Below are 23012 nucleotides of genomic sequence, written 5' to 3'. Positions count from 1 at the left end.
ACCCTCTCGCACTTCCTGCGGCCTTTTCCCCAACCCTCTCGCAGATAATGCGGGTTTTCCCGCAACCCTCCTGCAATCACGACGCCGGCACCCACCCGAGTGCCGGCGTCGTGCGCTGTGATGTCTCTGGCGGTGGAATGCTGGTCCGGTGATGCGCAACCCAGGTGCCTGCCCCGTTTCCTCCCGCGTATGTCGCGGCAGGACGGCTGGCGCTCGCAGATCGAGGGCGTGCGGGTGGCCGCGAGCCTCCGTGGCAAAGGGCTCGGGAACCTGATGGTGCGGTGGGCCATCGATGAATCCCGGCGCCGCGGCTGCACGCTGATGCAGCTGACCACCCACCGCTCTGACGTCGGTCGGTGGGCGACATTAACTGAGAGAGCGTCGGTGGGTGGGCGACATTAAGTGAGAGAGCGTCGGGGAGAGGGCCGCTTTAGGCGCGGGTGGAGCCCTTGGCCACGAACAGGGTCTCCGCCTGCTCCAGGGACATGCCGTTGGTCTCAGGCACCTTGAACATGACAAAGAAGAACGACGCCGCGGCGAACAGCGCGTACATGGCATAGGTCAGCGGCAGCGAGCCGGCGGCCATTACCGGGAAGCTCAGCGTGATCACGAAGTTCGCCACCCACTGCGCGGCCGCAGCCAGGCCAAGGGCGCGGGCACGGATCCGGGAGGGGAATATTTCGCCCAGGAGCACCCACACCAGCGGTCCCCAGGACGCGCCGAAGCTCACCACAAAAACATTCGCAGCCACCAGGGCCACCGGACCCCACACACCGGGCAGGGAAATCTCCGAACCAGAGCCCACGGCGGTGGAGAAGGCAAGGGCCATGGCGCCCAGCGACACGGCCATGCCCACGGAGCCTGCCAGCAGGATGGGCCGGCGGCCGATGCGGTCCACCAGGGCAATGGCCACCAGGGTGACCAGGATGTTGGTGACGGACGTGGCCACCGAGATGGCCAGGGAGTCCTTCTCCTGGAAGCCCACCGCCTTCCACAGGGTGGTGGAGTAGTAGAAAATCACGTTGATGCCCACGAACTGCTGCAAAACGGATAGGACGATGCCCACCCATACCACTGCCTGCAGGCCAAAGGTCCGGCCGCGCAGGGAGCCCTTCTGGCCCGCCAGCTTGTCCTCCTCGATGGCGTCCTGGATCTCGCGGATGTGCCGGTCAGTGTCCTCTGCCGGAGCAATCGAGTCAAAGACCGCACGCGCTTCATCCTCCTTGCCCAGGAACACCAGGAAGCGCGGCGACTCGGGAAGAGTGAACGCCACCCAGCCGTACACCACGGCGGGCAGGGCTGCGGCCAGGAACATCCAGCGCCAGGCCTCGATCCCCAGCCAGTAGGGCTGGTCGGCGCCGCCGGCGCTGGTGGCCAGGAGCGCATCGGACAGCAGGGCTGCGAAGATACCCGTGGTGATGGCCAGCTGCTGCAGCGAGGCCAGCCGGCCCCTTACGTGCCGCGGCGAGATCTCCGAGATGTAGGCGGGGGCGATCACCGAAGCCAGGCCGATTCCGAGCCCGCCCACCAGGCGCCAGAAGATCAGGTCCCAGACGCCGAAGGCAAAGCCGGTGCCCAGCGCGCTGACCAGGAAGAGCAGAGCACCAAGCTTCATGGCGGGAATGCGCCCGTAGTGGTCCGCCACCTTGCCCGCAAGGAACGCGCCGGCAGCGCATCCCAGCAGCGCGATGGCCACCGCGAAGCCGGTCACGGCCTCGGACAGTGCGAACTCGTCCTTCATGGCATCTACCGCGCCGTTGACCACCGACGAATCGAAGCCGAACAGGAATCCGCCCACCGCCCCCGCGAGCGCCAGCCAGATCACCCGCTGCGGTATCCGGGCGGTTGTCTGCTCCTGTGCAGTGGGCATGGTTCTCCCTTGGTCTGGGGGTTTGGTGGATGCGGTGCGGACGTCGTCGGCTGCGGTACCGGCCGGGACGGCCGGCGCACACGCGCTACACAGTGTGGCACGTCACCGCCCGCGGTTCCACTTTCGGACTGTCGCCCTCCAACACAGAAGACGACGACGGCGGGGTCCGGGCTCGCCATGGCGGTCCGCATCAGGTCCGCGATCACGCCGGGAGACCACGGCCCGGTGTCCACGCCGAGGGAGAGTCCCTGACACTGGCGGCAGCGGTGAGGATGGCCGTGCCCAGGATGGGGAAGACCCGGCAGCCAAAAAATTTCGGCCCCGATGCCGCGGAAGCTACCGTTCCACCAGGATGCCGTCAGGGTCGCACCAGATCATGGCTCCCGTTCGGATGGTCACGTCGCCGATCTCCACATCCACATCAACTTCGCCGGCGCCGTCCTTGGCGCTCTTGCGCGGGTTGCTGCCCAAGGCCTTCACGCCGAGATCCAGTTGGGCGATGGCTTCCCGGTCCCGGATTGCGCCGTTAATGACGACGCCGGCCCAGCCGTTTGCCACGGCGCTTTCGGCGATCATGTCCCCCATCAGGGCCGTGGCCAGCGAGCCGCCGCCATCCACCACCAGCACGCTGCCGTTACCCGGCGCGGCCAAGGTTGATTTCACCAGAGCGTTGTCCTGGAAGCAGCGGATGGTCCGCGCCCGGCCGCTGAAGTGCGAGCGGCCGCCCAGGGACTGGAACTGCAACGATATCGATGCCAGTTCATCGCCGCGTTCGTCGTAGAGGTCTGCGGTATTGACAGCGGTGCCCTCCGCGGGCGTGGGCGCTGCGTTCATGTGGTTCTCTCCTTGATCCTCGGTGACGCTGGTGGCGCCGTTCCGGCGTACGGCACCGCCGCACAGTTACGCCCACGATAGTCTGACTCCGTCGCCAACCAGCCGTCCGGGGGGAAACACATCATGAGCCTGTCCAACACTCCCGCGCCACTTGGACGCGGTGCCGCGGGACCCGAGGAGCCGACGGCGGCGCTCGCCGAGCCGACGCGAAAGGTCACCGCGCGGTGGGTCACCGGGCTGGTGCTTGTGAACGTGGGCATTAACGCCGCCTTCTTTGGGCCTATCAATGTCTTCATTGGACAGCAGGCGATCAGCATCGACGCACCCGCCAAGGAAGCGATCCTTTCCCTCGTGACGGCGTGCGGCGCTGCGGTCTCGCTGGTGGCAAATCCGCTTTTCGGTGCCCTCTCCGACCGCACCACCTCCCGCTATGGCCGCCGTGCCCCGTGGGTGTTGGCCGGTGCCGTGCTGGCAGCCGCCGCCCTCCTTGCGATGTCCGGGGCAGCCACCGTGGCGCTCATGGTGCTCTTCTGGTGCCTCGTCCAGCTCGGTGCCAACGCCGCGTACGCTGCCATCACGGCGGCCGTCCCGGACCGGGTGCCGGTCAAGCAGCGCGGCGGAGTCGGCGGCCTGGCCGCCATGGGCCAGACCCTGGGGATCCTTGCCGGCGCCGTGTTCGGCGCCGCGGTGTCCGGAAACTTCATGGTGGGCTATTGGCTCTGCGCTGCAGCCCTTCTCGTGTCGGTGCTGCCCTACCTCTTCCACCGGAACGATCCTGCGCTGCCCAAAGGCAAGCTCCCGGCGTTCCGGCCGGGAGAATTCGTCCGAGGCTTCTGGGTCAGCCCCCGGGCCTACCCGGACTTCGCCTGGGCCTGGCTGACACGCTTCCTGGTGAACGTGGGCAACCAGCTGACCATTGTCTACCTGCTCTTCTTCCTTCGCGACATCATCAGGCACGAGGACCCGGCGGCGGGAGTGCTGGTCCTCACCGGCATCTATGCGGTGATGGTGATGGTCACCGCGGTGGTGGCCGGCCCCTGGAGTGACAGGGTGGGCCGGCGCAAGCCCTTCGTCATCGGTTCTTCCATCACCATCGCCATGGCGGGCGCCATCATGGCTTTCTTCCCGGTGTGGCCCGGAGCCCTGGCCGGCGCGGCAGTCCTGGGCATTGGCTTCGGGGCGTACCTGGCGGTGGACTTCGCACTGCTGACCCAGGTCCTCCCCTTTGCCGTGGACCGGGGAAAGGACATGGGCATCATCAACGTGGCCAATTCCCTGCCCCAGGTGGTGGCCCCGTTCCTGGCGTTTATGGCTGTGGCGTACGGGGGCGGTTATCGCTCCCTGTTCGTCACCGCTGCCGTCATCGGCCTGCTCGGGGCGGTTTTTGTGGTGAAAATCAAGAGCGTCCGCTGACGTTCAGAAGGGCCGGAAGTAAGGCACCTGACTAATTAGGCCACAGTGGTGTGCCGTATAGTTGAACCGGATTGCAGGCGGTCCGGCATGGGGAGGACCGCACCATAGGAACACAACCCCGGAATGCTGATGCCCGAGATTCTTCCAGACCATCCGCCCATGGCCCCCAGGCCCTCCGCGCCCCGCCAGCGGTTCCGCTACGCCAAGATCCTGGAAGCTGCAGGAGGCTTCGCGCGCAAGGGCCTGGACTCGGTTGACCTTCCTGAGGTGGCAGCCAAGGCCGATGTCCCGCTCGGCACGCTTTACCGCTATTTCCCTTCCCCCACCCACCTGATGCTCGCCCTGTACCGCCACCAGCTGGAGGAACTCCAAGGGCCGGCCCGCACCACTGCGGCCCGTTTCCGCGGCCGGGCGCTCGCCGGGCTGGTGATGGAGATCTTCCACATGCGTGTCATGCAGCCGGCAGTGGAGCAGTGCCTGACCCGCGGCGTCTACCTCCCGGACCGGGACACCACCGGGCTCCTCCGTGAGATCGATGCCTTAGGGGAGAAAGCACTGACCGCGGCGTGCGGTGATGCCACGGCGGCCCGGGTGCTGCTGCTGACAGTCACTGGTCTGGTCCAGTCCGTGAGAAACCGGCGGCTGTCCCTCTTCGAGGCTGAGGAAGACCTCAAGAAAGCCTGCACACGCCTTTCCGGAACCGGCGAGCCACGCTACACACTCCACCAGAGCGCGTAACAGGTCTAGACCAATCCGCCATTAAATCAGCCATATTGGCGTGGCGTACATCACAAGATGCCTTGCTAAAACGTTGTGGCACGGTTTGGGCCGCGTCAAATCGAAATGGCGGCCCCCTTGTGCCGCCTACCATGGTTCAAACGGAGCAGCAGGGACCATCCCCCAAGCTCCTACGGACCCGCCACCCCTTGGGTTTCCTGCCGCACCATCGCCACTGCCTCGAGCCATCCCGGACTTGAGCCCCACGTGCCGTGCGCCCACGGCCAGCACCAGGAGACAACGACGTGTCCATTGACGCACTTGCAGCCACTGACAATTCCGCAGCCACCGCGCTGAGCGAAGCCGAGATCTTCGACGCCCACCAGGGCGGCAAGCTCTCCATTGCGAGCACCGTTCCGCTGTCCAGCAAACGCGATCTTTCCATCGCCTACACTCCGGGAGTGGCTGAGGTCAGCCGCGCCATCCACGCCAGGCCCGAACTCGCCCGCACCCTCACCTGGGCCCAGCGCCTGGTGGTGGTGGTCAGTGACGGCACCGCCGTCCTTGGCCTGGGCAACATCGGAGCCAGCGCTTCCCTGCCCGTCATGGAGGGCAAGTCCGCCCTGTTCAAGACGTTCGGCGACCTGGACTCCATCCCGCTGGTGCTCAACACCACCGATGTGGATGAAATCGTGGAGACCCTCGTGCGCCTGCGCCCCAGTTTCGGTGCGGTGAACCTCGAGGACGTCTCCGCACCCCGCTGCTTCGAGCTTGAGGAAAAGCTCATCGAGGCCCTGGACTGCCCGGTCATGCATGACGACCAGCACGGCACCGCCGTCGTTGCCCTTGCAGCCCTCACCAATGCCGCCAAGGTCACCGGCCGCGCCCTGGAGGGCCTGCAGGTTGTGGTCTCCGGCGCAGGGGCAGCCGGCATCGCCGTCGCCGAAATCCTGCTCGCTGCCGGCATCACCGACGTCGTCCTGCTGGATTCCCGGGGCGTCATCAACAGCGGCCGCGCGGACCTCGCGGCGGACACAGCCAGCAAGAAGGCTGACATCGCGGCCCGCAGCAACCCCCGCGGGGTGGAAGGCGGCCCGGCCGAGGCCCTCGCCGGCGCGGACGTCTTCATCGGCGTCTCCTCCTCCAAGCTGGACGAGGAACACCTGAAGCTCATGAACCAGGACGCCATCGTCTTCGCGCTCTCCAACCCGGACCCCGAGGTCCTGCCCGAGGTGGCAGCCAAGTACGCCGCCGTTGTGGCCACCGGCCGCAGCGACTTTCCCAACCAGATCAACAACGTCCTGGCCTTCCCGGGCATCTTCCGTGGCGCCCTGGATGCCGGCGCCCGGCGCATCACCCCCGCCATGAAGCTGGCCGCGGCGTACGCCATCGCCGAGCTCGCGGCGGAGGACCTGTCGGCCGACTACATCGTCCCCAGCCCGCTGGACCCGCGCGTTGCCCCGGCGGTCACGGCCGCCGTCGCTGCTGCAGTGGAAGCGGAGTAAGCAGCCTTTCCCTGGCGGACCTACCCTTAGTGGAATGTACGACGGCGGTGCCTCCCCTGCGCGGGAGGCACCGCCGTCGGGGGTTAACAGGGCGCCAACCATAGACTGGAGTCCATGACCTCCGAAACTGTCGTGACCATCCTGTGCGGCCTGGCGATCCTCGTAGGCGTGGCGGGGACGGTCGTCCCGGTGCTTCCAGGCAGCATCCTGATTGGCGCAAGCCTGCTGGCGTGGGCAATCTGGGGCGGCGCCGGCACCGCGGGCTGGGTGGTGTTCGCGATTGCCATGATGTTCGTGGTGGCGGGCATGGCTGCCAGTGCTGTCCTTACCGGCAGGAAACTGAAGGAGCACGCCATCCCCAGCCGAAGCATCGTGGCCGCGCTGGTGGCCGGCGTGGCGGGAATGTTCATCATCCCCGTGGTGGGACTCTTCGTGGGCTTCGCCGCCGGACTCCTGCTCAGCGAATTCCTTCGCACCCGGAACATCGGCTCCGCAACAACCTCCAGCTGGGCCGCCCTGAAGGCCACGGGACTGGGCATGCTCGCCGAGTTCGGCCTGGCCTGCCTGGCGGGCAGCACCTGGGTGGTCGGCGTGTGGATCGCTGCCGCCAGCGGCTGAGTGCTTGCGGGCCGGAACCGCAGGGCGTAGAACGGCACCATGACTGAACCAACATCAGCGCGCGGGCACGTGCAGGGCTGGATGGACAAGTACCAGGCCGCCTGGACCAGCAACCGGCCCGAGGACATCCGTGCACTTTTCACGGAAGATGCGCGGTATGAAACGCGGCCGGGCGATCCGGACCCGTGGCTCGGCCGGGACGGCATTGTGGAAGGCTGGCTCGCCGCCCGGGACGAACAGGGCGACTGGACGTTCAGCTGGGAGCTGCTGGGCGCCGACGGCAACACCGCCTTCGTGCAGGGCGTCACCGTCTATTCGGGCGACCGCCCCAGCTACGACAACCTCTGGATCATCCGGTTCGACGGAGCCGGCCGCGCTGCTTCCTTCACTGAATGGTTCATGGAACGGGCCTAGGCACCGGCGGCCGCCGCACAGGGAACCTCCGGTTAGCATGGAAAGATGACCGCCGGGGATACTGCACCGATCTACTGGGACAGCCGGGACCTCACCCCCTTCGGGCAGCCGCAGCTGCGCACGCCGGTCCATGACCTTGCCGGGGGAGTGGGCGACATCCTCAGCGGTGTGCTGGGTGGACGCCACCCGGCCCTGCTCTCCGTGGACGGGGAGATCCCCCGGCTTAAGCGGATGCTGCCCAAGCCCGCCAAGGCAGTCCACGAGGCCATTTTCACCAGCCGGGAGCCGGAACGGCTGATCACCCTGGGGCGTGCCTATCCTGGCTGGGCCGGGCTCTGCTACCTGATGTCCGGCCTCCTCGTCTACAAGCACGGCGGCTATCTCCGGGCGTCGGAACTGCTGCAGCGCGGGCTGACCACCAGGAACGACGACGACGCCAACCGCTACTCGTCCACGTACCTGACGCGGATTGTCACCCGGATCGAACTCGCCGAACGCGTGGAGGTGCCGGTCCTCTTCAGCGAGGAGTCGGTGTTCCTGGCACTCGCCCATTCACTGCGCGAGACGGGCCGCACCGAAGCCGCGCTGGACGCGCTGGCCGGACTGCCGCCGTCGCTCCCCATGGCCCTGGCGCGCTGCTCGCTGGCGCTGAGCCTGGGCCGCAGCCGTACGGTGATCGACTGGACCGAAGGCCTCCTGAACGCGGACGACCTCTCGGCGGCGTTGCTGCTGGTCCGGGCCCGCGCCCTGCGCAGGGAGGGCAGGCTGGAGGCCGCCCACCAGGCGATCGCCGAGGTGCTTCGCCGGCGCAAGACCCACATGGTGCTGCGCAACGACGCCCTGACAGACCGCGCGCTGCTCGTGCTGGATTCCAGCAGGCGCTCGCTCAACCCGCGCGACTGGGGGCGGCGCCGCGAGGACCCGGTGCCGCAGAATGAGATCGCCGCCCCCGTGCCCATCCGCAAGGACGAAGAGATGCGCCGGATCTGGGAACAGGACTGGAAAAGGCTCAGCGACGATTAGCTCGGCCTAGCCGGCGGCTACGCCGGCGAGCACCGGCAGCAGCTGTTCCCCGAGCAGCACCACGCCCAGTGCCACCATGATCACCCCGCTGGCGAGCGTCACTGCGCGGGCGGCGCCCGGCCGGCTTTGCAGCAGGGTGCGGGACAGCAACGCGACGGCGGTGTACACGAGTCCCGCGAGCAGCACGAAGGTCATGCCCAGCAGGCCGGACTGCACCGGTACGGGCAGCGGCGCCTCTGCGCTCACGAACTGGGGGACGAGCGCCACATAGAAAAGCAGGCCCTTGGGGTTGATGCCGCTGGTGCCCATACCCTGCAGGAAGGTGCGGAGCCGCGTCTGGCCGTCGCTGCCCGGCCTGGCCGTGAAACTCGCCCCGCGCCAGGAGCGCAGCGTGCTGATGCCCAGCCACATCAGGTAGCCGGCGCCGGCCAGGGTTATCCAGCCCAGCACCCCGGGTGCTCCCGTCAGGACGGCGGCCAATCCCGCCACCAGCAGGATCGTGTGGAGGACGTATCCGCCGCACAACCCTGCCACCGCGGGGACAAAGCTGCGTTGCCGGAGCCCCGCCGCGATGGAGTACGCCCAGTCCACCCCGGGCGTGCAGGCCAAGGCGGCCGCCACCAGCACAAAGGCCAAAAACAGCTCCGGGTTCATTCTTTCTCCTGCCACGAGGTCCGACAGAAGAAACCCTAGATACTTCGGCTCCGGAAGTGCTGTCCTTTTTCGCCCGCAGAAGCCCACAGAATGTAAGATTCTTGCGTGATTGACCATGTTGACAGGAATATCTTGCGTTACCTCAAAGAGGACGGCAGGATGACGGCCACCGCGCTCGCCACCAAGGTGGGCTTGACTGTGGCGCCATGCCACCGGCGGCTCCGGGACCTGGAAAAATCGGGCGTCATCCGGGGCTACAAAGCGGACATCGATCCTGCCGCCGTGGGGCTGGGGTTTGAAGCGATCGTTTTTGTCACGCTGCGCCAGGTGGACCAGGCCACCATGGCGATTTTCGAGAACCGCGTGGCGGAAAACGCCAACATCGTGGAGGCCCAGCGCCTCTTCGGCTCGCCTGATTACCTGCTCAAAGTCATTGCCGAGGACCTGCCCGCGTACCAGCGCTTCTACGACGCCGAGCTTACGTCCCTGCCCGGCGTCGAGCGCCTGACCTCCACCCTGGTGATGAAGAACCTGAAGTCCAATGCAGGACCCCCGGTGTAGCGCGCCGGACTGCTGCTACTCCCTGAGCAGCCCGGTGGTGCGGTAGGGGATGACCTCGCGAAGGAACATGCTGGTGGAGGTGCGCACAATACCGGGGCAGAGCCTGATTTCCTCGGACACGCGGTAGAGGTCGTCCGGGCTGGTGGCCACCACGCGGATGAGGAGGTCGGTGTCGCCGGCGGGTGCGTGGCACTCCAGGACTTCCGGGATTTCCCGGAGGGCGGCAATGGCCTCGTTGAGGTGGCTCTGGTCCAGTTCGGCGCTGACTGCCGCCGCCACCCCGCGCCCCAGCGCTCCGGGAACCACCCTGCTGCTGTTGGGTCGCAGGGCCCCCGACGCCGTCATTCGCTCCAGCCGCGACTGCACCGTTCCGCGGGCCAGCCCAAGCCGCTGGGCGAGCACCATGATGGGAACGCGCGGATCTTCGTCAAGCGCGTTCAGGATCCGCTTGTCGGTGGGGTCCAATTCCTGCAATCTGACCACTTCCTGTCGATCGGAGCCTTGAGGACCGGTCAAACTGATCAATCAAAGTCCTGCTGGTTGCCCCAACTGTAGGCTCTCTGTTGAAATGATGGCAACAAGGCAGAAGCTACCGCTGATGCTCGCAGGCTACCGCTTCCCGGCACACCACCCGGACGGCGGAACATCGTTTCCCGCAAGGAGGCTGCCCTTGATTGACTCTTGTTCACACCATGGTCACTCTGCAAACACGGCAAGAGCCCCTGAGCTACCGGCGTCGGATTCCCGAAGTCATCGGTAGCTGAGGGGCTCTTGTGTTGTCCCCGCCACCCAGCCTCCCGCATAGTGTTGAGCCATGACCCCAGCCGGCCGCTTTGCCCCCAGCCCATCCGGCGAGCTGCATGTAGGGAACCTCCGGACGGCCGTCCTTGCGTGGCTGTTTGCCCGCTCCACCGGCCGGAAGTTCCTCCTCCGGGTGGAGGACCTGGACCGGGCGCGGGCGGGTGCGGAGGCGGTGCAGCTGCGCGACCTCACCGCCGTCGGCGTGACGTGGGACGGCGGCATCGTCCACCAGACGGACCGCGGGCCCCTTTACGCCGCGGCGATCTCCAGGCTGCAGGATGCCGGCCTCACCTACGAGTGCTTCTGCACCCGCAGGGAAATCCAGGAGGCCCCGTCCGCTCCGCACGCGCCCCAGGGTGCGTACCCGGGGACGTGCCGGAACCTCGGCCCGGCAGAGCGGGAATTCAAGCGCTCCATCCGTCCTGCGGCCATCCGGCTCCGCGCCGATGTTGCGGAGTACCGCGTACACGATGGGCTGCACGGGGAATTCACCGGAATCGTGGATGACTTCGTGCTGCGCCGCAATGACGGAGTGACCGCCTACAACCTTGCCGTGGTGGTTGACGATGCCGAGCAGGGCATCGACCAAGTGGTCCGCGGCGACGACCTCCTGCCCTCCACCCCCCGCCAGGCGTACCTGGCCTCGCTGCTGGATATTCCTTCTCCGGAATATGCCCATGTGCCGCTGGTGGTGAATAACGACGGCGCCAGGCTGGCAAAGCGCGACGGTGCGGTTACGCTTGCCGACCTGTCAGCGCTGGGAGTGGATGCGGCCGCAGTGCGGGACCGGCTGCTCGAGTCCCTTGGCCTGCCTCCGGGTCCGCTGCCCAGGGCGCTTGCATCGTTTGATCCGGATGCCCTGCCAAGGGAGCCTTGGGTGTGGTCCGGCCCGTAGGCTGGAGTCATGCCAGAACCCACGGAACAACCGCCCGCCAGCAGTTTCACGCCGGAGACAGCCAAGGTGCTGGCCGAGGTGGCGCACAACCGCCAGAAGGACAAACTGAAGCGGCCCTACAAGGACCATGTACTCGCGGTGGGAGACGCCCTAGCTGACTTTGACGACGACATCCGCATTGCAGGCTATCTCCACGACATTGCCGAGGACACCCCAATGACCCGGCAGGCCCTCCTGGACATGGGCGTCTCCGAGCGGGCCGTGCAGATCATTGAACGGGTCACCAACCGCCTGCACAGCACCCCGGACGACTACCAGGCCGTTATCCGCGAGATCGCCGAGGACCATGACGCCGCCTTGGTCAAGATTGCGGATAACGCGCACAACTCGCTGCCTGAGCGCGTCCAGGCGCTGGCCGAGAAGTGGCCGGACAAGCCGCCGGTCACCAAATACCGTGACGCCCGCCCTGTACTCTATGCCGCCGTCGAGGTTGACGAGGTGCGGAAGATCCTGGCCCGGGTGAATCCGTGGCTGCTGGCGGAATTCGATGACCAGTTGGATGAGGAAGACACCACGGACTACGAGAACCTGTCCTATGAGGAGCCGGCTGCCGCCGCCGGGGCTGCCCGGCAGGCGGACGCGGACGAAGGGGAGGCTCCTGGCGCTATGTCCTCCGGGGAGCGGTAGTTCCTGCTTCCAGCTTCTGAAGGGCGAGGTGCAGCCGTTCTGAGCCCCGGCGTTCATCGATCACAATAGAGGCGCCGAGCGCCAGCACAATCACGAAGAGGCAGGCGGGGACTGACGCGCCCGCCGCGGCCAGGCCGACGGCAGCAGCCATTGCTGCCAGCACGCCGCCGGCCACGGTGATAACGGTGCGGTCTGCGCCCACCATGACGCTGTACAGCCATGTTATGGAGCCCTTGAACAGTGCCACCGGAATGGCGATGCTGGCCACGGCCGCGGCGGCGCTGATCCGGGCCTCGTGGTCGATATAGTAGGCGGCCACGTGGAGGCCGGCGCCGGTGGCTGCGATGGCGGCGAAAATGGGGATGTGGCCGTAGCCGAAGAGGAACGACCGGTGCCGGCGCAGGTGCAGGGCGCGTCCGGCCGGCAGCATGAAGTAGATCCACCACATGGCAAATGCCAGGGCCGTGCCGCCGAAGCCCACCAGCGCCGCATCAACACTCCAGCCGTGGTTTGCCACGATGGCCCGAAGGGTTTCAATGGCGCCGATCAGGCATTCGCCCAAGGCAATGATGGCCAGCAGCCCGTACCGTTCGGCAATGTGGTGTGCGTGCCAAGGGGTCCTGGTCCTGCGCTCGGCCGCGAAGGGCGCGGCCATTTCCAGCGCAACCAGCGGGACGATCATGAGCAACGTGGTCAAAACGTCCGCCTCGATGAAAAGCACTGCGATCCACCCGAGCTGCACCAGGGCCAGGTACCTGGCGTACCGCAGGCACGTCTCACGGCGGGCAGGATCCTGGCGTGCGGCCCGGAGCCACTGCGAAACCAGGGCCAGCCGCATGATCACGTAGCCGCCCACCATCACGGCGTTGTCCACGTGGTCGCCCTCCACCAGCGAATGGAACATGGGCTCAATGCCCATGGCGAGGATCAGGACACCCACGATCTGGACCATGGTGACCACCCGGAAGATCCAGTCATCGGTGTCGTAGGCGCTGGCGAACCAAGTGAAGTTGATCCACGCCCAGATCACGGCGAACATTGCGAAGGAGAACCCCAGCAGGCCGGGGACAACGTGGGCTGCCGCTATTTCGTGGGCAAACTGGCTGCCCGCCACACCGAACGCGATCACAAACGTCAGGTCGAAGAAGAGCTCAAGCGGGGTAGCGGCGCGGTGCTTCTCATGCGGGTCACGGCCGCCCATGCGCGCCATGGCATGGCGGAAGGGGTTGGAGGACATAAATAAAAGCTACACGCGCCCCAAAGCGTCGATGTCCTCCAGGAAGTCCTGGTGCACTTCGGCGCTGACGGTGGTCCGGGTGTCCGCGATGGAGTCGAGGTAATCCTGGGTGGAGGGCCCCTTCCGCACCGCCTCGCGGACAGAGGCCGTGCCGCCGGAAGCCAGCCCGCCGTCGCTGTCCTTGCCGTAAACAGATTTTTCCAGCGCACGCTGGGACGCGCTGCGGGCCGCATACTCGATATCCGCGGGGGAGAAGCCCTCGGTCTTGTCCACGAGCAACTCCACGTTCACGATGTCCACCACGGGGGCGGGGATGAAGCGCTGCCACATGGCTTCGCGGGCCTGCCGGTCCGGCAGCCCGATGGGGATGACATAGTCGAACCGGCCGTGCCGCAGGAAGGCGGAATCCAGGGCGCGGATGAAGTTGGTGGCGCACACCAGCAGCCGGCCGGGCTGTTCGCGGAAAGCCGGGATGATCTTGAGGAGCTCGTTGGTGACGCCCTGCAGGGGTGACGGCGGCTCGCCGGAGCGCTGGGCGGCGATCTCTTCCACCTCGTCGATGAACACCACCGCGTGTTCCAGCTCCGCGATTTCGAGGAAGGTTTGGCGCAGTGCCCCGGCGAGTCCTTGAGGGTCGGCCGCGAGCCGGGAGGGGAAGACCTCCACGAAGGGCCATTCCAGGCGTGAGGCGATGGCTTTGGCGAAGGTGGTCTTGCCCGTGCCCGGCGGGCCGAAGAGGACGACGGCGCGCGGCGGCACTACGCCGAACTCATCGGCGAGGTCCGCCTCGGCCAGGGGAAGGACCAGACGGCGTTCCAGCAGTTCCTTCTCCTTGCGCATGCCCGCCACGTTTTCCCACAGGTCCCGCGCCAGCACGCGCCCGCCGAGCTGGCCCAGCGCGCCGAGCTCCTGCCGCTGGACGGGAATGGTGCGCTCGAAGTAGCGCAGGTTCTTCTTCAACGCGAAGCCGCGGCTGAGGAACGCCTCCACCCGGGTTTCGGATTCCGGCATGAGGGCCGAGAGCTTGTTCAGGCCGTGCGGTGCCATCCGGTTTTCGACGGCGGCGAGGAGGGAAGTGCCGATGCCCCGGCCGCGGTACTCGGGCAGCGTTGCCAGGAAGACAATCCATCCCTGGTCGTGGGCGGCCCGTCCGACGGCGGCGCCCACCACCTGCTCACCCTGAACCGCCACCACGGCGTGGTCCTTTTCGCAGGATGCCAGCACCTCGGAGAGGGCATAGACGGGTTCCACGTTGTTCGCCTTGAGGGTCTCCCACAGGTGCAGGATGCCGTCGAGGTCTGCCGAATGGAAATCCCTGATGCGCCAGTTGGTCATACCGTGTCTCCCGGGTGGTTCGTCGTTGAACTGCATCGCTGAAGTGCATATGGCAGCAAGGTAAAGCACTCTGCCGAGCATAAGCGATCAGCCCGCGACGAAGGGTTGCGGGAGCGTTGCATTACATTACGGTCTACGGGTCAGTGGTCAGACCTTGATCGGAACGGGATGGACCTCGTCCGCGGGGTGGCCCGCCCGCTCATGGATACGCCGCACAGCGTCCGCTGAGGGGGCCTCTGACAGGCAGTAGACCAAGCCTGACTCAGGATCGGCCCAAGCCGATTTGAAGTCAACGTTCTCGTCGCCTTGAATGGCAAGGTCGGCGTTATGGGCCTCCAGGAGGGCTTCCTTGGTGATTCCGACCATATTGTGGTGGACATCCATGAACTCGGGCATGCTGGCTGTGCTCCTTAACTTGGTCATCGTTGAACAGCAGGATGTGGCCGAGGCTAGACCTATGCCTTTGGGCCGTCAAGAGGCCGCGTTGACGAATGGAATGCCTGTGACACGAAGGTCCCCTGGAGGACAGGGAGTGAGAGCAGGCCGGTCAGACTCCCAGGGTGTCCAGCGCGTTGCGCAAGGTATCCGCGGAGTGCTGCAGGGCCACCACTTCGCCGTCGTCCATGGGCATCTCGAGGACGGTGTGGACGCCGCCGCGTCCCACAATGCTCGGCAGCGAGAGCGCCACCCCTGAGATTCCGTGCTGTCCGGCCAGGACCGTGGAAACCGGCAGCACCGCTTTCTCGTCCCGTAGGACCGCTTCCACGATGCGTGCGCCGGAGAGGCCGATGGCGTAGTTGGTTGCGCCCTTTCCGGCGATGACCTTGTAGGCCGCCTGCGTCACTTCGCGTGCCGTTTCGGCAAGGTAGTCGGGAGTGAAGACGCGCTCGCCGTCCACCTTCCAGTCGCGGACGGGGATGGGCCCGATGGTGGCGGTGGACCAGGCCGGGAACTCCGTATCCCCGTGCTCGCCAATAATGCTGGCGTGGACGCTGGCCACGGCCACGCCGGCACGGCGTGCCAGCAGCCACCGCAGCCGGGAGGTGTCCAGGACGGTGCCTGAAGAAAGGATGCGTCCCGCTGGGAGGCCGGAGATCTTCTGCGCTGCCACCGTGAGCACGTCGCAGGGATTGGTGACCAGGACGAAGACGGCGTCCGGGGAGCGCTCGAGCAGCGGCGCCATGAGGTCTTCCAGGATCCGGACGTTGGTTCCGGCCAGGTCCAGGCGCGTCTGCCCCGGCGCCTGCTTGGCCCCGGCGGTAATGACGACGACGTCCGCACCCTCTGTCACCGCGATGTCACCGCCGCCGGTCACGGACGCAGCGGCCGCAGCGAACTGGGTGCCGTGGGCGAGGTCCAAGACTTCGGCTTCGGCTTTGGCAGCGTTGACGTCGAACAGGGCGACGTTGCCGGCTGACCCGCGGATGAGGGCGGCGTACGCCAGGGAGGTCCCGACGCTCCCCGCACCGACAATGGCGAGCGTCGATCCTGACATGGAGTACCTCGTCTTCCCCGGCCCGGAGGCGGGCCGGCGCTGATGGTCCTGCTGCCCAATGGCTTTCATGCTACCGAGCCAGCCAGGGTAGGCGGCACCGTTGAGAGTGTCATGCCCGAGGAGTAGCGTGTGAGCCACCTCACCCCACCCATTCAGGAGCAACCATGCCATATCTGGGACGCCGGCTCGCTGCCGTAACCGCAGCGTTGGCCATGAGCGTGACCACAGGTGCCATCATGAGCCCCGCCGCTTCCGCTGATGAGCGGCAAACCCAAAAACAACCCGTCGCCACCGGGTACGGCGGTGCCGTCAGCACCGTGGACCCCGAAGCCTCGGCGGCGGCCATCGAAGTCCTCCGCGAGGGCGGCAACGCCGTGGACGCCGCCGTCGCGGCAGCAGCCACCCTGGGAGTTACGGAGCCGTACAGTGCCGGTATCGGCGGCGGCGGCTACTTTGTCTACTACGACGCCGACAGCGGCAAAGTCAGCACCATCGACGGCCGCGAGACAGCCCCGGCCGCCATGCCCCAGGATGCATTTATTGACCCTGCCACGGGTGCGGCGTACCCGTTCCGCAAGCAGGCCACGAGCGGCATGTCGGTGGGCGTTCCCGGCACGCCTGCCACGTGGGAGCGCGCACTGGAGCGCTGGGGGAGCGTCAGCCTGGAGGAGGCCCTTGAGCCGGCCATCGAGGTCGCCAGCAGGGGCTTTGTTGTAGATGCCACATTCCAGCAGCAGACGCTGGACAACATGGACCGGTTCCAGCCCTTTACATCCACTAGTGAGCTCTTCCTGCCAGGTGGCAACGCACCGGCCGTGGGGACAATCTTCAAGAACCCCGGCCTCGCCGACACCTACCAGCTCCTGGCTAAGAAGGGCATGAAGGCCTTCTATAAAGGTCCACTTGCGAAGGAGATCGCGGAGACAGTCCAGAACCCGCCGATGGTTCCCGGCTCCACCCTGCCCGGCCCGGCGGGGGTCATGACCACCAAGGACCTCAAGGACTACGAGGCGCTGGACCAGGAGCCCACCCATGTGAATTACCGCGGCTACGACGTCTATGGGATGGCCCCGTCCAGCAGTGGTGGAACCACGGTGGGTGAGGCGCTGAACATCCTGGAGGTGTTCGATCTTCCATCCCTGAAGGCTGACGAGCCCAAGGTGCTGCACCACTACCTCGAAGCCAGCGCGCTTGCCTTCGCGGACCGCGCCAAGTACGTGGGCGATCCCGCGTTTGTGGACGTTCCCACGAAGGCGCTCCTGGACCCGGTGTTCGGCAAGGAACGGGCCTGCGAGATCAATCCGCTGGAGGCGGCCGTCAAGCCGCTGAAGACCGCCGGAGACGTCACGTCGTACGACGGCGTGTGCCCGGTGAAGCCGGCAGCGCTCGCTGATGAGAAGGACACAGAGAACATCTCCACCACCAACCTCACAGTTTCAGACAAGTGGGGCAACGTGGTGGAGTACACCCTCACCATTGAGCAGACCGGCGGGTCCGGCATCGTGGTTCCGGGCCGCGGGTTCATCCTCAACAACGAGCTTACGGACTTCTCGGTGGTGTACAGCGAATCGGATCCCAACCGGATCCAGCCGGGCAAGCGGCCGCGCTCGTCCATGTCGCCCACCATCGTCCTGAAAGAGGGCGAACCTTTCCTGGCACTCGGCTCGCCGGGCGGCTCCACCATCATCACCACCGTCCTGCAGACGCTCATCAACCGCATTGACCTGGGGATGGCCATCCCCGAGGCCCTGGCTGCTCCCCGCGCCACCCAGCGGAACACGGAAAATGTCGTGGCTGAACAGGCATTCATCGATACGTACGGGCCCGTCCTGACGTCGACGTACAAGCACAAGCTTGTGGCAGCGGGCACCCCCGGAACCTCGGCTGCAGAAATCGGCGCCGTCACGGCCATTGAGTTCCTGGATGACGGACTGGTGGTTGCCGCGGCCGAGCCGGCAAGGCGCGGCGGCGGATCGGCGATGGTAGTGAATCCCGCGAAGTAATCGGTCCGCCAGCCGCTATAAGCGGCAAGCGTTAAACCGCGACGGCGGCACGCAGGTTTCTGGAGCTTCAGAACCTGCGTGCCGCCGTCGGACGTTAAGGACGGTGGTTTACTTCTTGAAGGCGGCCGCCGGCGGGTTGGCGATGACGGGGGAGAGGCCGGTGTAGCCTTCGCGGGTTTCGGCGATTTCGCGGATGCGGGTGCGGCAGGCGTACCAGCCGACGACCATCAGGACCGAGGCGATGGCGGTGACGAGCATGGTGAGGGGGGAGTCGATGAAGACCATCACCAGTACGCCCGCCAGGAAGAGCAGGGACAGGTAGCCGGTGTAGGGGGCGCCGATCATGCGGAAGGAGGGGCGTTCGAGCCAGCCTTTGTCGGCCCAGCGTTTGAGCTGGATCTGGCAGAGGACGATCGTTGCCCAGGTCATGATGATGCCTACGGAGGCGACGTTCAGGACGATCTCGAAGGCCTGGGCCGGGACGAGGTAGTTCAGCGGGACTCCGAGGAGGGACACTCCGGCGGTGATGGCGATCCCGCCGTAGGGGACGCCTGCTTTGTTCATGCGGGAGGCGAATTTGGGGGCGGAGCCGTTCACGGACATGGAGCGCAGGATGCGGCCGGTGGAGTAGAGGCCTGCGTTGAGGGAGGACAGGGCGGCGGTGAGGACGACGAGGTTCATGATGACGTCCACGCCCTGGATGCCGATGGAGCCGAAGAACGTCACGAAGGGGCTGACGCCCTTTTCGTAGGAGGTGTAGGGCAGCAGCAGGGCCAGGAGGATGACGGAGCCGACGTAGAACACGGCGATGCGGAAGACCACGGAGTTGATGGCCTTGGGCATGATCTTCTCGGGGTTCTCGGTTTCGCCGGCGGCGGTGCCGACCAGTTCGATTGAGGCGTAGGCGAACAGGACGCCCTGCATGAGGATGATCATGGGGAGCAGGCCGTTGGGGAAGACGCCGCCGTTGTCCGAGAGGAGGCTCAGGCCGACCTGCTGGCCGTCAACGGGGGTTCCGAAGATGACGAAGTAGGTGCCGGCGATGAGGAAGAGGACCAGGGCGGCGACCTTGATCAGGGCGAACCAGAATTCCATTTCGCCGAAGACCTTCACCGAGACGAGGTTCAGGCAAAGGACCACCACGAGGGCGATCAGTGCCCAGGCCCATTGGGGGACTGCCGCCATCCAGGGGATGTAGTTGCCGAAGAAGTTCATGTAGAGGGCCGCGGCGGTGATGTCCACGATGGTGGTGGTGGCCCAGTTGATCCAGTAGAACCAGCCCGACACGAACGCGGCCTTCTCGCCGAAGAATTCACGGGCGTAGGAAACAAAGGAGCCCGAGGACGGGCGGTGCAGCACCAGTTCGCCCAGGGCGCGCAGGATCAGGAACGCGAAGAACCCGCAGACGGCGTAGGCGATGACCAGGGACGGGCCCGCGGCGTTGAGCCGGCCGCCCGCGCCGAGGAACAGGCCGGTGCCGATCGCACCGCCGATCGCGATCATCTGGATCTGCCGGGGCTTCAAATTCTTGTGGTAACCCTTGTCCTCGGCATGCAGGGCGGTTTCGGAGGCGTGGGCGTGCCCGCCGTCGATGATGTGGTCTGGGATGGGGGAATTCGTCATGGGGTGTCCTTAGTGGCTACTTGCTGAGGTTGGCGAGGCGTTCGGGGCTGAGGAGTTCCTGGAGCTGCGTGTCCGTGAGGAGGCCGTGTTCCAGGACCAGTTCGGCTACACCCTTGCCTGTTGCGAGGGCTTCCTTGGCGATGGCGGTGGCGGTGGCGTAGCCCAGGTGGGGATTGAGGGCTGTGACTAGGCCGATGGACTGCTCCACCGTGCGGCGGAGGTGTTCGGTGTTGGCGGTGATGCCCCGGATGCAGCGGGTCGTCAGGGTGCGGCACGCGGCTTCCAGGTGGGAGATGCTCTTGTGGAGGCTGTGGACAATGACGGGCTCGAAGGCGTTGAGCTGGAGCTGTCCGGCTTCGGCGGCCATGGTGATGGTGACGTCATTGCCAACCACCTCGTAGGCCACCTGGCTGACCACTTCCGGGATCACCGGGTTGATCTTGCCGGGCATGATTGAGGAGCCGGACTGGACGGCCGGCAGGTTGATCTCGCCGAATCCGGCGCGCGGGCCGGAGGAGAGCAGGCGGAGGTCGTTGCAGATCTTGGACAGCTTCACGGCCACGCGCTTGAGTACACCTGACAGGTGGACAAAGGCGCCCACGTCCTGGGTGGCTTCGATCAGGTCCGGCGCGGTCACCAGCGGCAGGCCGGTCACTTCCGCCAGGTGCCGGCACGCAGCTTCCGCATAGCCTGCGGGGGCATTCAGGCCGGTGCCGATGGCGGTGGCGCCAAGGTTGATCTCGTGGATCAGCAGTTCGGCCTCGGCCAGGCGCAGCCGGTCTTCGCCGATGGTGATGGCGTAGCTGCCGAATTCCTGGCCCAGGGTCATGGGCACCGCGTCCTGCAGCTGGGTGCGGCCCATCTTCACCACGGTGCGGAATTCCAGGGCCTTTGCGGCGCAGGCTTCCTCCAGTTCCGCCAGCGCGTCCAGCAGTTCCCGCGCAGCGAAGATGGTGCCGAGCTTGACCGCCGTGGGGTACACGTCGTTGGTGGACTGGCTGAGGTTGACGTGGTCGTTGGGGTGGAGGCGGGCGTAGTCGCCCTTGGGGTGGCCCAGTATTTCGAGGGCGCGGTTGGCGATGACCTCGTTGGCGTTCATGTTCGACGACGTCCCGGCACCTCCCTGGATGACGTCCACCACGAACTGGTCGGCCAGCTGGCCGTCCAGCACGTCCTGGCAGGCCTGCTCGATGGCGTCCGCGCGTTCGGCATCCAGCAGGCCAAGTTCGCGGTTGGTGCGGGCGGCGGCCAGCTTGACCGCTGCCAGGCCGCGGACCAGGTGCATGTTGGACGAGAGCTTTTGGCCGGTGATGGGGAAGTTCTCCACGGCCCGGAGCGTGTGGACGCCCCAATACGCGTGGGCGGGGATGTCGCGGTCGCCGAGAAGGTCGTGTTCTGAGCGGCTCAGTGCTGGGGCGGTGGTATCGGCGGTGGTCATGTGTCCTTACAGGGCTTCGTTGACGGGTGTGGACAGGGAAGGGTGGTTCAGGAAATCGGTGGCCTGCAGCAGGCCCACCTGGCGGCCGCCGCCCAGGACGGGAGCGGTTGCGAGGTCAGCCAGCGGGGCAGTGTCCACGCGGAGCGCCTCCAGCAGCGTGACGGTGGCCGGCATCCGGGCGCGGTCGCCGCCGTCGGAAATCTTCACCGCCACTGAGCGGCCGTCCGCCAAACCCACCAGCTGGACACCTTCAAAGCCGTCCTTGGCTACTGCGCCGGGCAGCAGGCGCATCAGTTCGGTGACGTCGCGGCCTTCCCCGGCCACCATGTCCGGGTGCTGCTGGATGGCGAGGCCGACGGCGGCTTCGGCACCGCGTGCACCAAAGCCGGCGTCGTCGTCGGCGGCGGCGCGGGCAATCCGCCCGAAGGCGCGGGCCATGCCGCGCAGCGTCAGGGCAAACAGTGGCGTGCCGCAGCCGTCGGTGCTGAGGCCGAGCGGCTCTTCGCCGGTGAGTTCGGTGATTGTGGCGGCAACGAGCCGCTGCAGCGGATGCGACGGGTCCAGGTAGCCCTCGACGGGCCAGCCGTTGATAACGCACGTGGCCGCCATGGCTGCGTGCTTGCCGGAGCAGTTCTGGGTGAGCTGCGTGGAACGGCCCCCGCTGCGCAGCCATTCCTCGCGCTCGCTTGCGCCGTAGGGGAGGTCCCGGCTGTTACCGAAATCGCTGACGCTGAGGCAGTGCTGTTCGAGGATCCGCAGCGCTCCCTGGCGGTGCTTCGCGCCGCCGGAGTGGCTCGCCGCGGCCAAGGCCAGGAGGTCCGCCGGGAGCTCGAGCCCGGCGCGGACCATGGCGACGGCCTGGAGCGGCTTGAGGGAGGACCGGGGGTAGAACGGCGCCAAGGGCTCTCCCGCCGCCGCCGCGAATGTGCCGTCCGCTTCGAGGGCGACGGCCGATCCGTAATGGATGCTTTCGACCAGTCCGTCGCGGGTGGCGGTGACCAGGGGAGCGTGCTGGGGAAGCAGCGCGGCAGCGTTGTGGGCAGCAGAAAGCGCGGGGGAGGGCATGGATTCCTTTGTGGGGTACTTGGCTGTGGCTAGTTGTTGAGGATGGAGTCGAGGGCCTTGCCTACGGCGTGGAGGTGGTGGGCCATGGCTTTGCGCGCCGCTTCCGGGGAGCCGGCCTCTATGGCGGCGAGGATCTGCTGGTGTTCCATGTCCGAGGCGTGCTGCCTGTCCGCAACCATGTTCAGGGTTTCGGACTGGTGGGCCAGGGCTCCCCGGATGTCCGCCACCACGCTCGCGAACACCTTGTTTCCGCTGGCGCCGGCGATGGCTGCATGGAAGGTGGAGTCCAGGGCAACCCAGGATTCCGGATCAGTCTCGGTGGCCATGGCATCCACCAGGTGCCGGAGCGTTTCCAGTTCCTCCTCGGTGCGCCGTTCGGCTGCCAGTCCGGCGGCAGGGACTTCGATATGCGGCCTGGCTTCGGTCAGGTCGCGGGCGGAGTACTGGCCGAGCGTGAGGTCGTTAGCCACCTTGTCCGCGACGACGAATGTCCCCTTGCCCGTCTTGGTGACCGTCAGGCCCAGCGCGGTGCAGGAGCGCAGGGCTTCACGGATGACCGAACGGCTTACCCCGTACTGCTGCGAGAGGCTGGCCTCGGAACTGAGCTTGCTGCCCACCGGGACCAGGCCGGACTCGATGTCCTGCCGGATCGCGTTGAACACCGCTTCCGCAGCGCTGAGCCGCGCGAGGGGTGCAGGCTGTCCTGCTGTCCGGCTGTCTGACAGGTTCACGTGTTAAATATGGCAGGGGTCACAGCGCGTGTCAATGTGAAGCATCAAGCACGCCCGGTGCGCGGGATGCGGCAGAGATGTGCGCCGTCCGGG

General features: G+C 66.5%; 23 protein-coding genes. 11 read left to right on the top strand and 12 right to left on the bottom strand.

Annotation, left to right across the window (positions count from 1 at the left end):
- Positions 1-120: 120 nt before the first annotated feature.
- Positions 121-402 (top strand): GNAT family N-acetyltransferase, encoded by a 282-nt coding sequence (locus C3B78_RS20325; protein WP_311218526.1) that lies wholly within the window; start codon positions 121-123, stop codon positions 400-402.
- Between the two features lie 28 nt (positions 403-430).
- Here C3B78_RS20325 and C3B78_RS18885 read toward each other — a convergent pair whose 3' ends face one another.
- On the bottom strand, positions 431-1870 hold the full coding sequence (locus C3B78_RS18885; protein ID WP_104999423.1) for a sugar porter family MFS transporter: 1440 nt from the start codon (positions 1868-1870) through the stop codon (positions 431-433).
- Positions 1871-2206: 336 nt separating this feature from the next.
- Positions 2207-2704, bottom strand: coding sequence for a ribonuclease E activity regulator RraA (gene rraA, locus C3B78_RS18880; RefSeq protein ID WP_104999422.1), 498 nt, complete (start codon positions 2702-2704; stop codon positions 2207-2209).
- Positions 2705-2827: 123 nt separating this feature from the next.
- Between rraA and C3B78_RS18875 the strand changes: the two genes are divergently transcribed.
- The 6 genes from C3B78_RS18875 to C3B78_RS18850 all read left to right on the top strand — a co-directional run bounded on the left by C3B78_RS18875 (position 2828) and on the right by C3B78_RS18850 (position 8394).
- Positions 2828-4117, top strand: a complete 1290-nt coding sequence (locus C3B78_RS18875; protein WP_104999421.1) for an MFS transporter — start codon at positions 2828-2830, stop codon at positions 4115-4117.
- Positions 4118-4246: 129 nt separating this feature from the next.
- Positions 4247-4855, top strand: a complete 609-nt coding sequence (locus C3B78_RS18870; protein WP_104999896.1) for a TetR/AcrR family transcriptional regulator — start codon at positions 4247-4249, stop codon at positions 4853-4855.
- A gap of 284 nt (positions 4856-5139) precedes the next feature.
- Positions 5140-6339: an NAD(P)-dependent malic enzyme gene (locus tag C3B78_RS18865; protein ID WP_104999420.1), complete on the top strand. Its 1200-nt coding sequence runs from the start codon at positions 5140-5142 to the stop codon at positions 6337-6339.
- A 114-nt stretch (positions 6340-6453) separates the two neighbouring features.
- Entirely contained in the window at positions 6454-6957 is a 504-nt protein-coding gene (locus C3B78_RS18860; protein ID WP_104999419.1) for a DUF456 domain-containing protein, read from the top strand.
- Between the two features lie 39 nt (positions 6958-6996).
- On the top strand, positions 6997-7371 hold the full coding sequence (locus C3B78_RS18855) for a nuclear transport factor 2 family protein (protein WP_104999418.1): 375 nt from the start codon (positions 6997-6999) through the stop codon (positions 7369-7371).
- 45 nt (positions 7372-7416) lie between these two features.
- A complete protein-coding gene (locus tag C3B78_RS18850; protein ID WP_104999417.1) occupies positions 7417-8394 on the top strand; it encodes a hypothetical protein in 978 nt (325 codons plus the stop codon).
- Positions 8395-8400: 6 nt separating this feature from the next.
- Here the strand turns inward: C3B78_RS18850 and C3B78_RS18845 are convergent, their stop codons facing one another.
- Positions 8401-9048, bottom strand: coding sequence for a LysE family translocator (locus tag C3B78_RS18845; RefSeq protein ID WP_104999416.1), 648 nt, complete (start codon positions 9046-9048; stop codon positions 8401-8403).
- Positions 9049-9153: 105 nt separating this feature from the next.
- Here C3B78_RS18845 and C3B78_RS18840 point away from each other — a divergent pair, with 105 nt between their 5' ends.
- Positions 9154-9609 (top strand): Lrp/AsnC family transcriptional regulator, encoded by a 456-nt coding sequence (locus C3B78_RS18840; RefSeq protein ID WP_104999415.1) that lies wholly within the window; start codon positions 9154-9156, stop codon positions 9607-9609.
- A 15-nt stretch (positions 9610-9624) separates the two neighbouring features.
- On the opposite strand, the gene C3B78_RS18835 is transcribed toward C3B78_RS18840, so the two are convergent.
- On the bottom strand, positions 9625-10083 hold the full coding sequence (locus tag C3B78_RS18835) for an Lrp/AsnC family transcriptional regulator (RefSeq protein ID WP_199775295.1): 459 nt from the start codon (positions 10081-10083) through the stop codon (positions 9625-9627).
- Between the two features lie 340 nt (positions 10084-10423).
- Here C3B78_RS18835 and gluQRS point away from each other — a divergent pair, with 340 nt between their 5' ends.
- Entirely contained in the window at positions 10424-11305 is an 882-nt protein-coding gene (gene gluQRS / locus C3B78_RS18830; RefSeq protein WP_104999413.1) for a tRNA glutamyl-Q(34) synthetase GluQRS, read from the top strand.
- Positions 11306-11314: 9 nt separating this feature from the next.
- Positions 11315-11992, top strand: coding sequence for an HD domain-containing protein (locus C3B78_RS18825; RefSeq protein WP_104999412.1), 678 nt, complete (start codon positions 11315-11317; stop codon positions 11990-11992).
- On the opposite strand, the gene C3B78_RS18820 is transcribed toward C3B78_RS18825, so the two are convergent.
- The 4 genes from C3B78_RS18820 to C3B78_RS18805 form a co-directional block, all read right to left on the bottom strand.
- On the bottom strand, positions 11970-13229 hold the full coding sequence (locus C3B78_RS18820; protein WP_104999411.1) for a low temperature requirement protein A: 1260 nt from the start codon (positions 13227-13229) through the stop codon (positions 11970-11972). The genes C3B78_RS18825 and C3B78_RS18820 overlap by 23 nt on opposite strands.
- A gap of 9 nt (positions 13230-13238) precedes the next feature.
- The gene (locus tag C3B78_RS18815) at positions 13239-14564 is read right to left on the bottom strand and encodes an ATP-binding protein (RefSeq protein WP_104999410.1); all 1326 of its coding nucleotides are present in this window, start codon (positions 14562-14564) and stop codon (positions 13239-13241) included.
- Positions 14565-14711: 147 nt separating this feature from the next.
- Positions 14712-14960, bottom strand: a complete 249-nt coding sequence (locus C3B78_RS18810) for an SCO4226 family nickel-binding protein (RefSeq protein WP_104999409.1) — start codon at positions 14958-14960, stop codon at positions 14712-14714.
- Positions 14961-15111: 151 nt separating this feature from the next.
- The gene (locus tag C3B78_RS18805) at positions 15112-16059 is read right to left on the bottom strand and encodes an L-lactate dehydrogenase (RefSeq protein WP_104999408.1); all 948 of its coding nucleotides are present in this window, start codon (positions 16057-16059) and stop codon (positions 15112-15114) included.
- Positions 16060-16223: 164 nt separating this feature from the next.
- Between C3B78_RS18805 and ggt the strand changes: the two genes are divergently transcribed.
- On the top strand, positions 16224-18062 hold the full coding sequence (ggt, locus tag C3B78_RS18800; protein WP_104999407.1) for a gamma-glutamyltransferase: 1839 nt from the start codon (positions 16224-16226) through the stop codon (positions 18060-18062).
- A 108-nt stretch (positions 18063-18170) separates the two neighbouring features.
- Here ggt and C3B78_RS18795 read toward each other — a convergent pair whose 3' ends face one another.
- From C3B78_RS18795 to C3B78_RS18780, 4 genes are read right to left on the bottom strand one after another with little or no spacing between them, the layout of a single operon-like run.
- Positions 18171-19685: an amino acid permease gene (locus C3B78_RS18795; protein ID WP_104999406.1), complete on the bottom strand. Its 1515-nt coding sequence runs from the start codon at positions 19683-19685 to the stop codon at positions 18171-18173.
- A 16-nt stretch (positions 19686-19701) separates the two neighbouring features.
- A complete protein-coding gene (locus C3B78_RS18790) occupies positions 19702-21123 on the bottom strand; it encodes an aspartate ammonia-lyase (RefSeq protein ID WP_104999405.1) in 1422 nt (473 codons plus the stop codon).
- Between the two features lie 6 nt (positions 21124-21129).
- Complete coding sequence (locus C3B78_RS18785) at positions 21130-22188, bottom strand: asparaginase (RefSeq protein ID WP_104999404.1); 1059 nt, start codon at positions 22186-22188, stop codon at positions 21130-21132.
- A gap of 29 nt (positions 22189-22217) precedes the next feature.
- Positions 22218-22919: a FadR/GntR family transcriptional regulator gene (locus C3B78_RS18780; RefSeq protein WP_104999403.1), complete on the bottom strand. Its 702-nt coding sequence runs from the start codon at positions 22917-22919 to the stop codon at positions 22218-22220.
- Between the last annotated feature and the right edge of the window lie 93 nt (positions 22920-23012).

Origin of the sequence: Arthrobacter sp. PGP41, assembly GCF_002953935.1 — a bacterium.
GTDB lineage: Bacteria > Actinomycetota > Actinomycetes > Actinomycetales > Micrococcaceae > Arthrobacter.
Note: the sequence above shows the minus strand (reverse complement) of the source record. Positions and strands in the feature narration are given on the sequence as shown.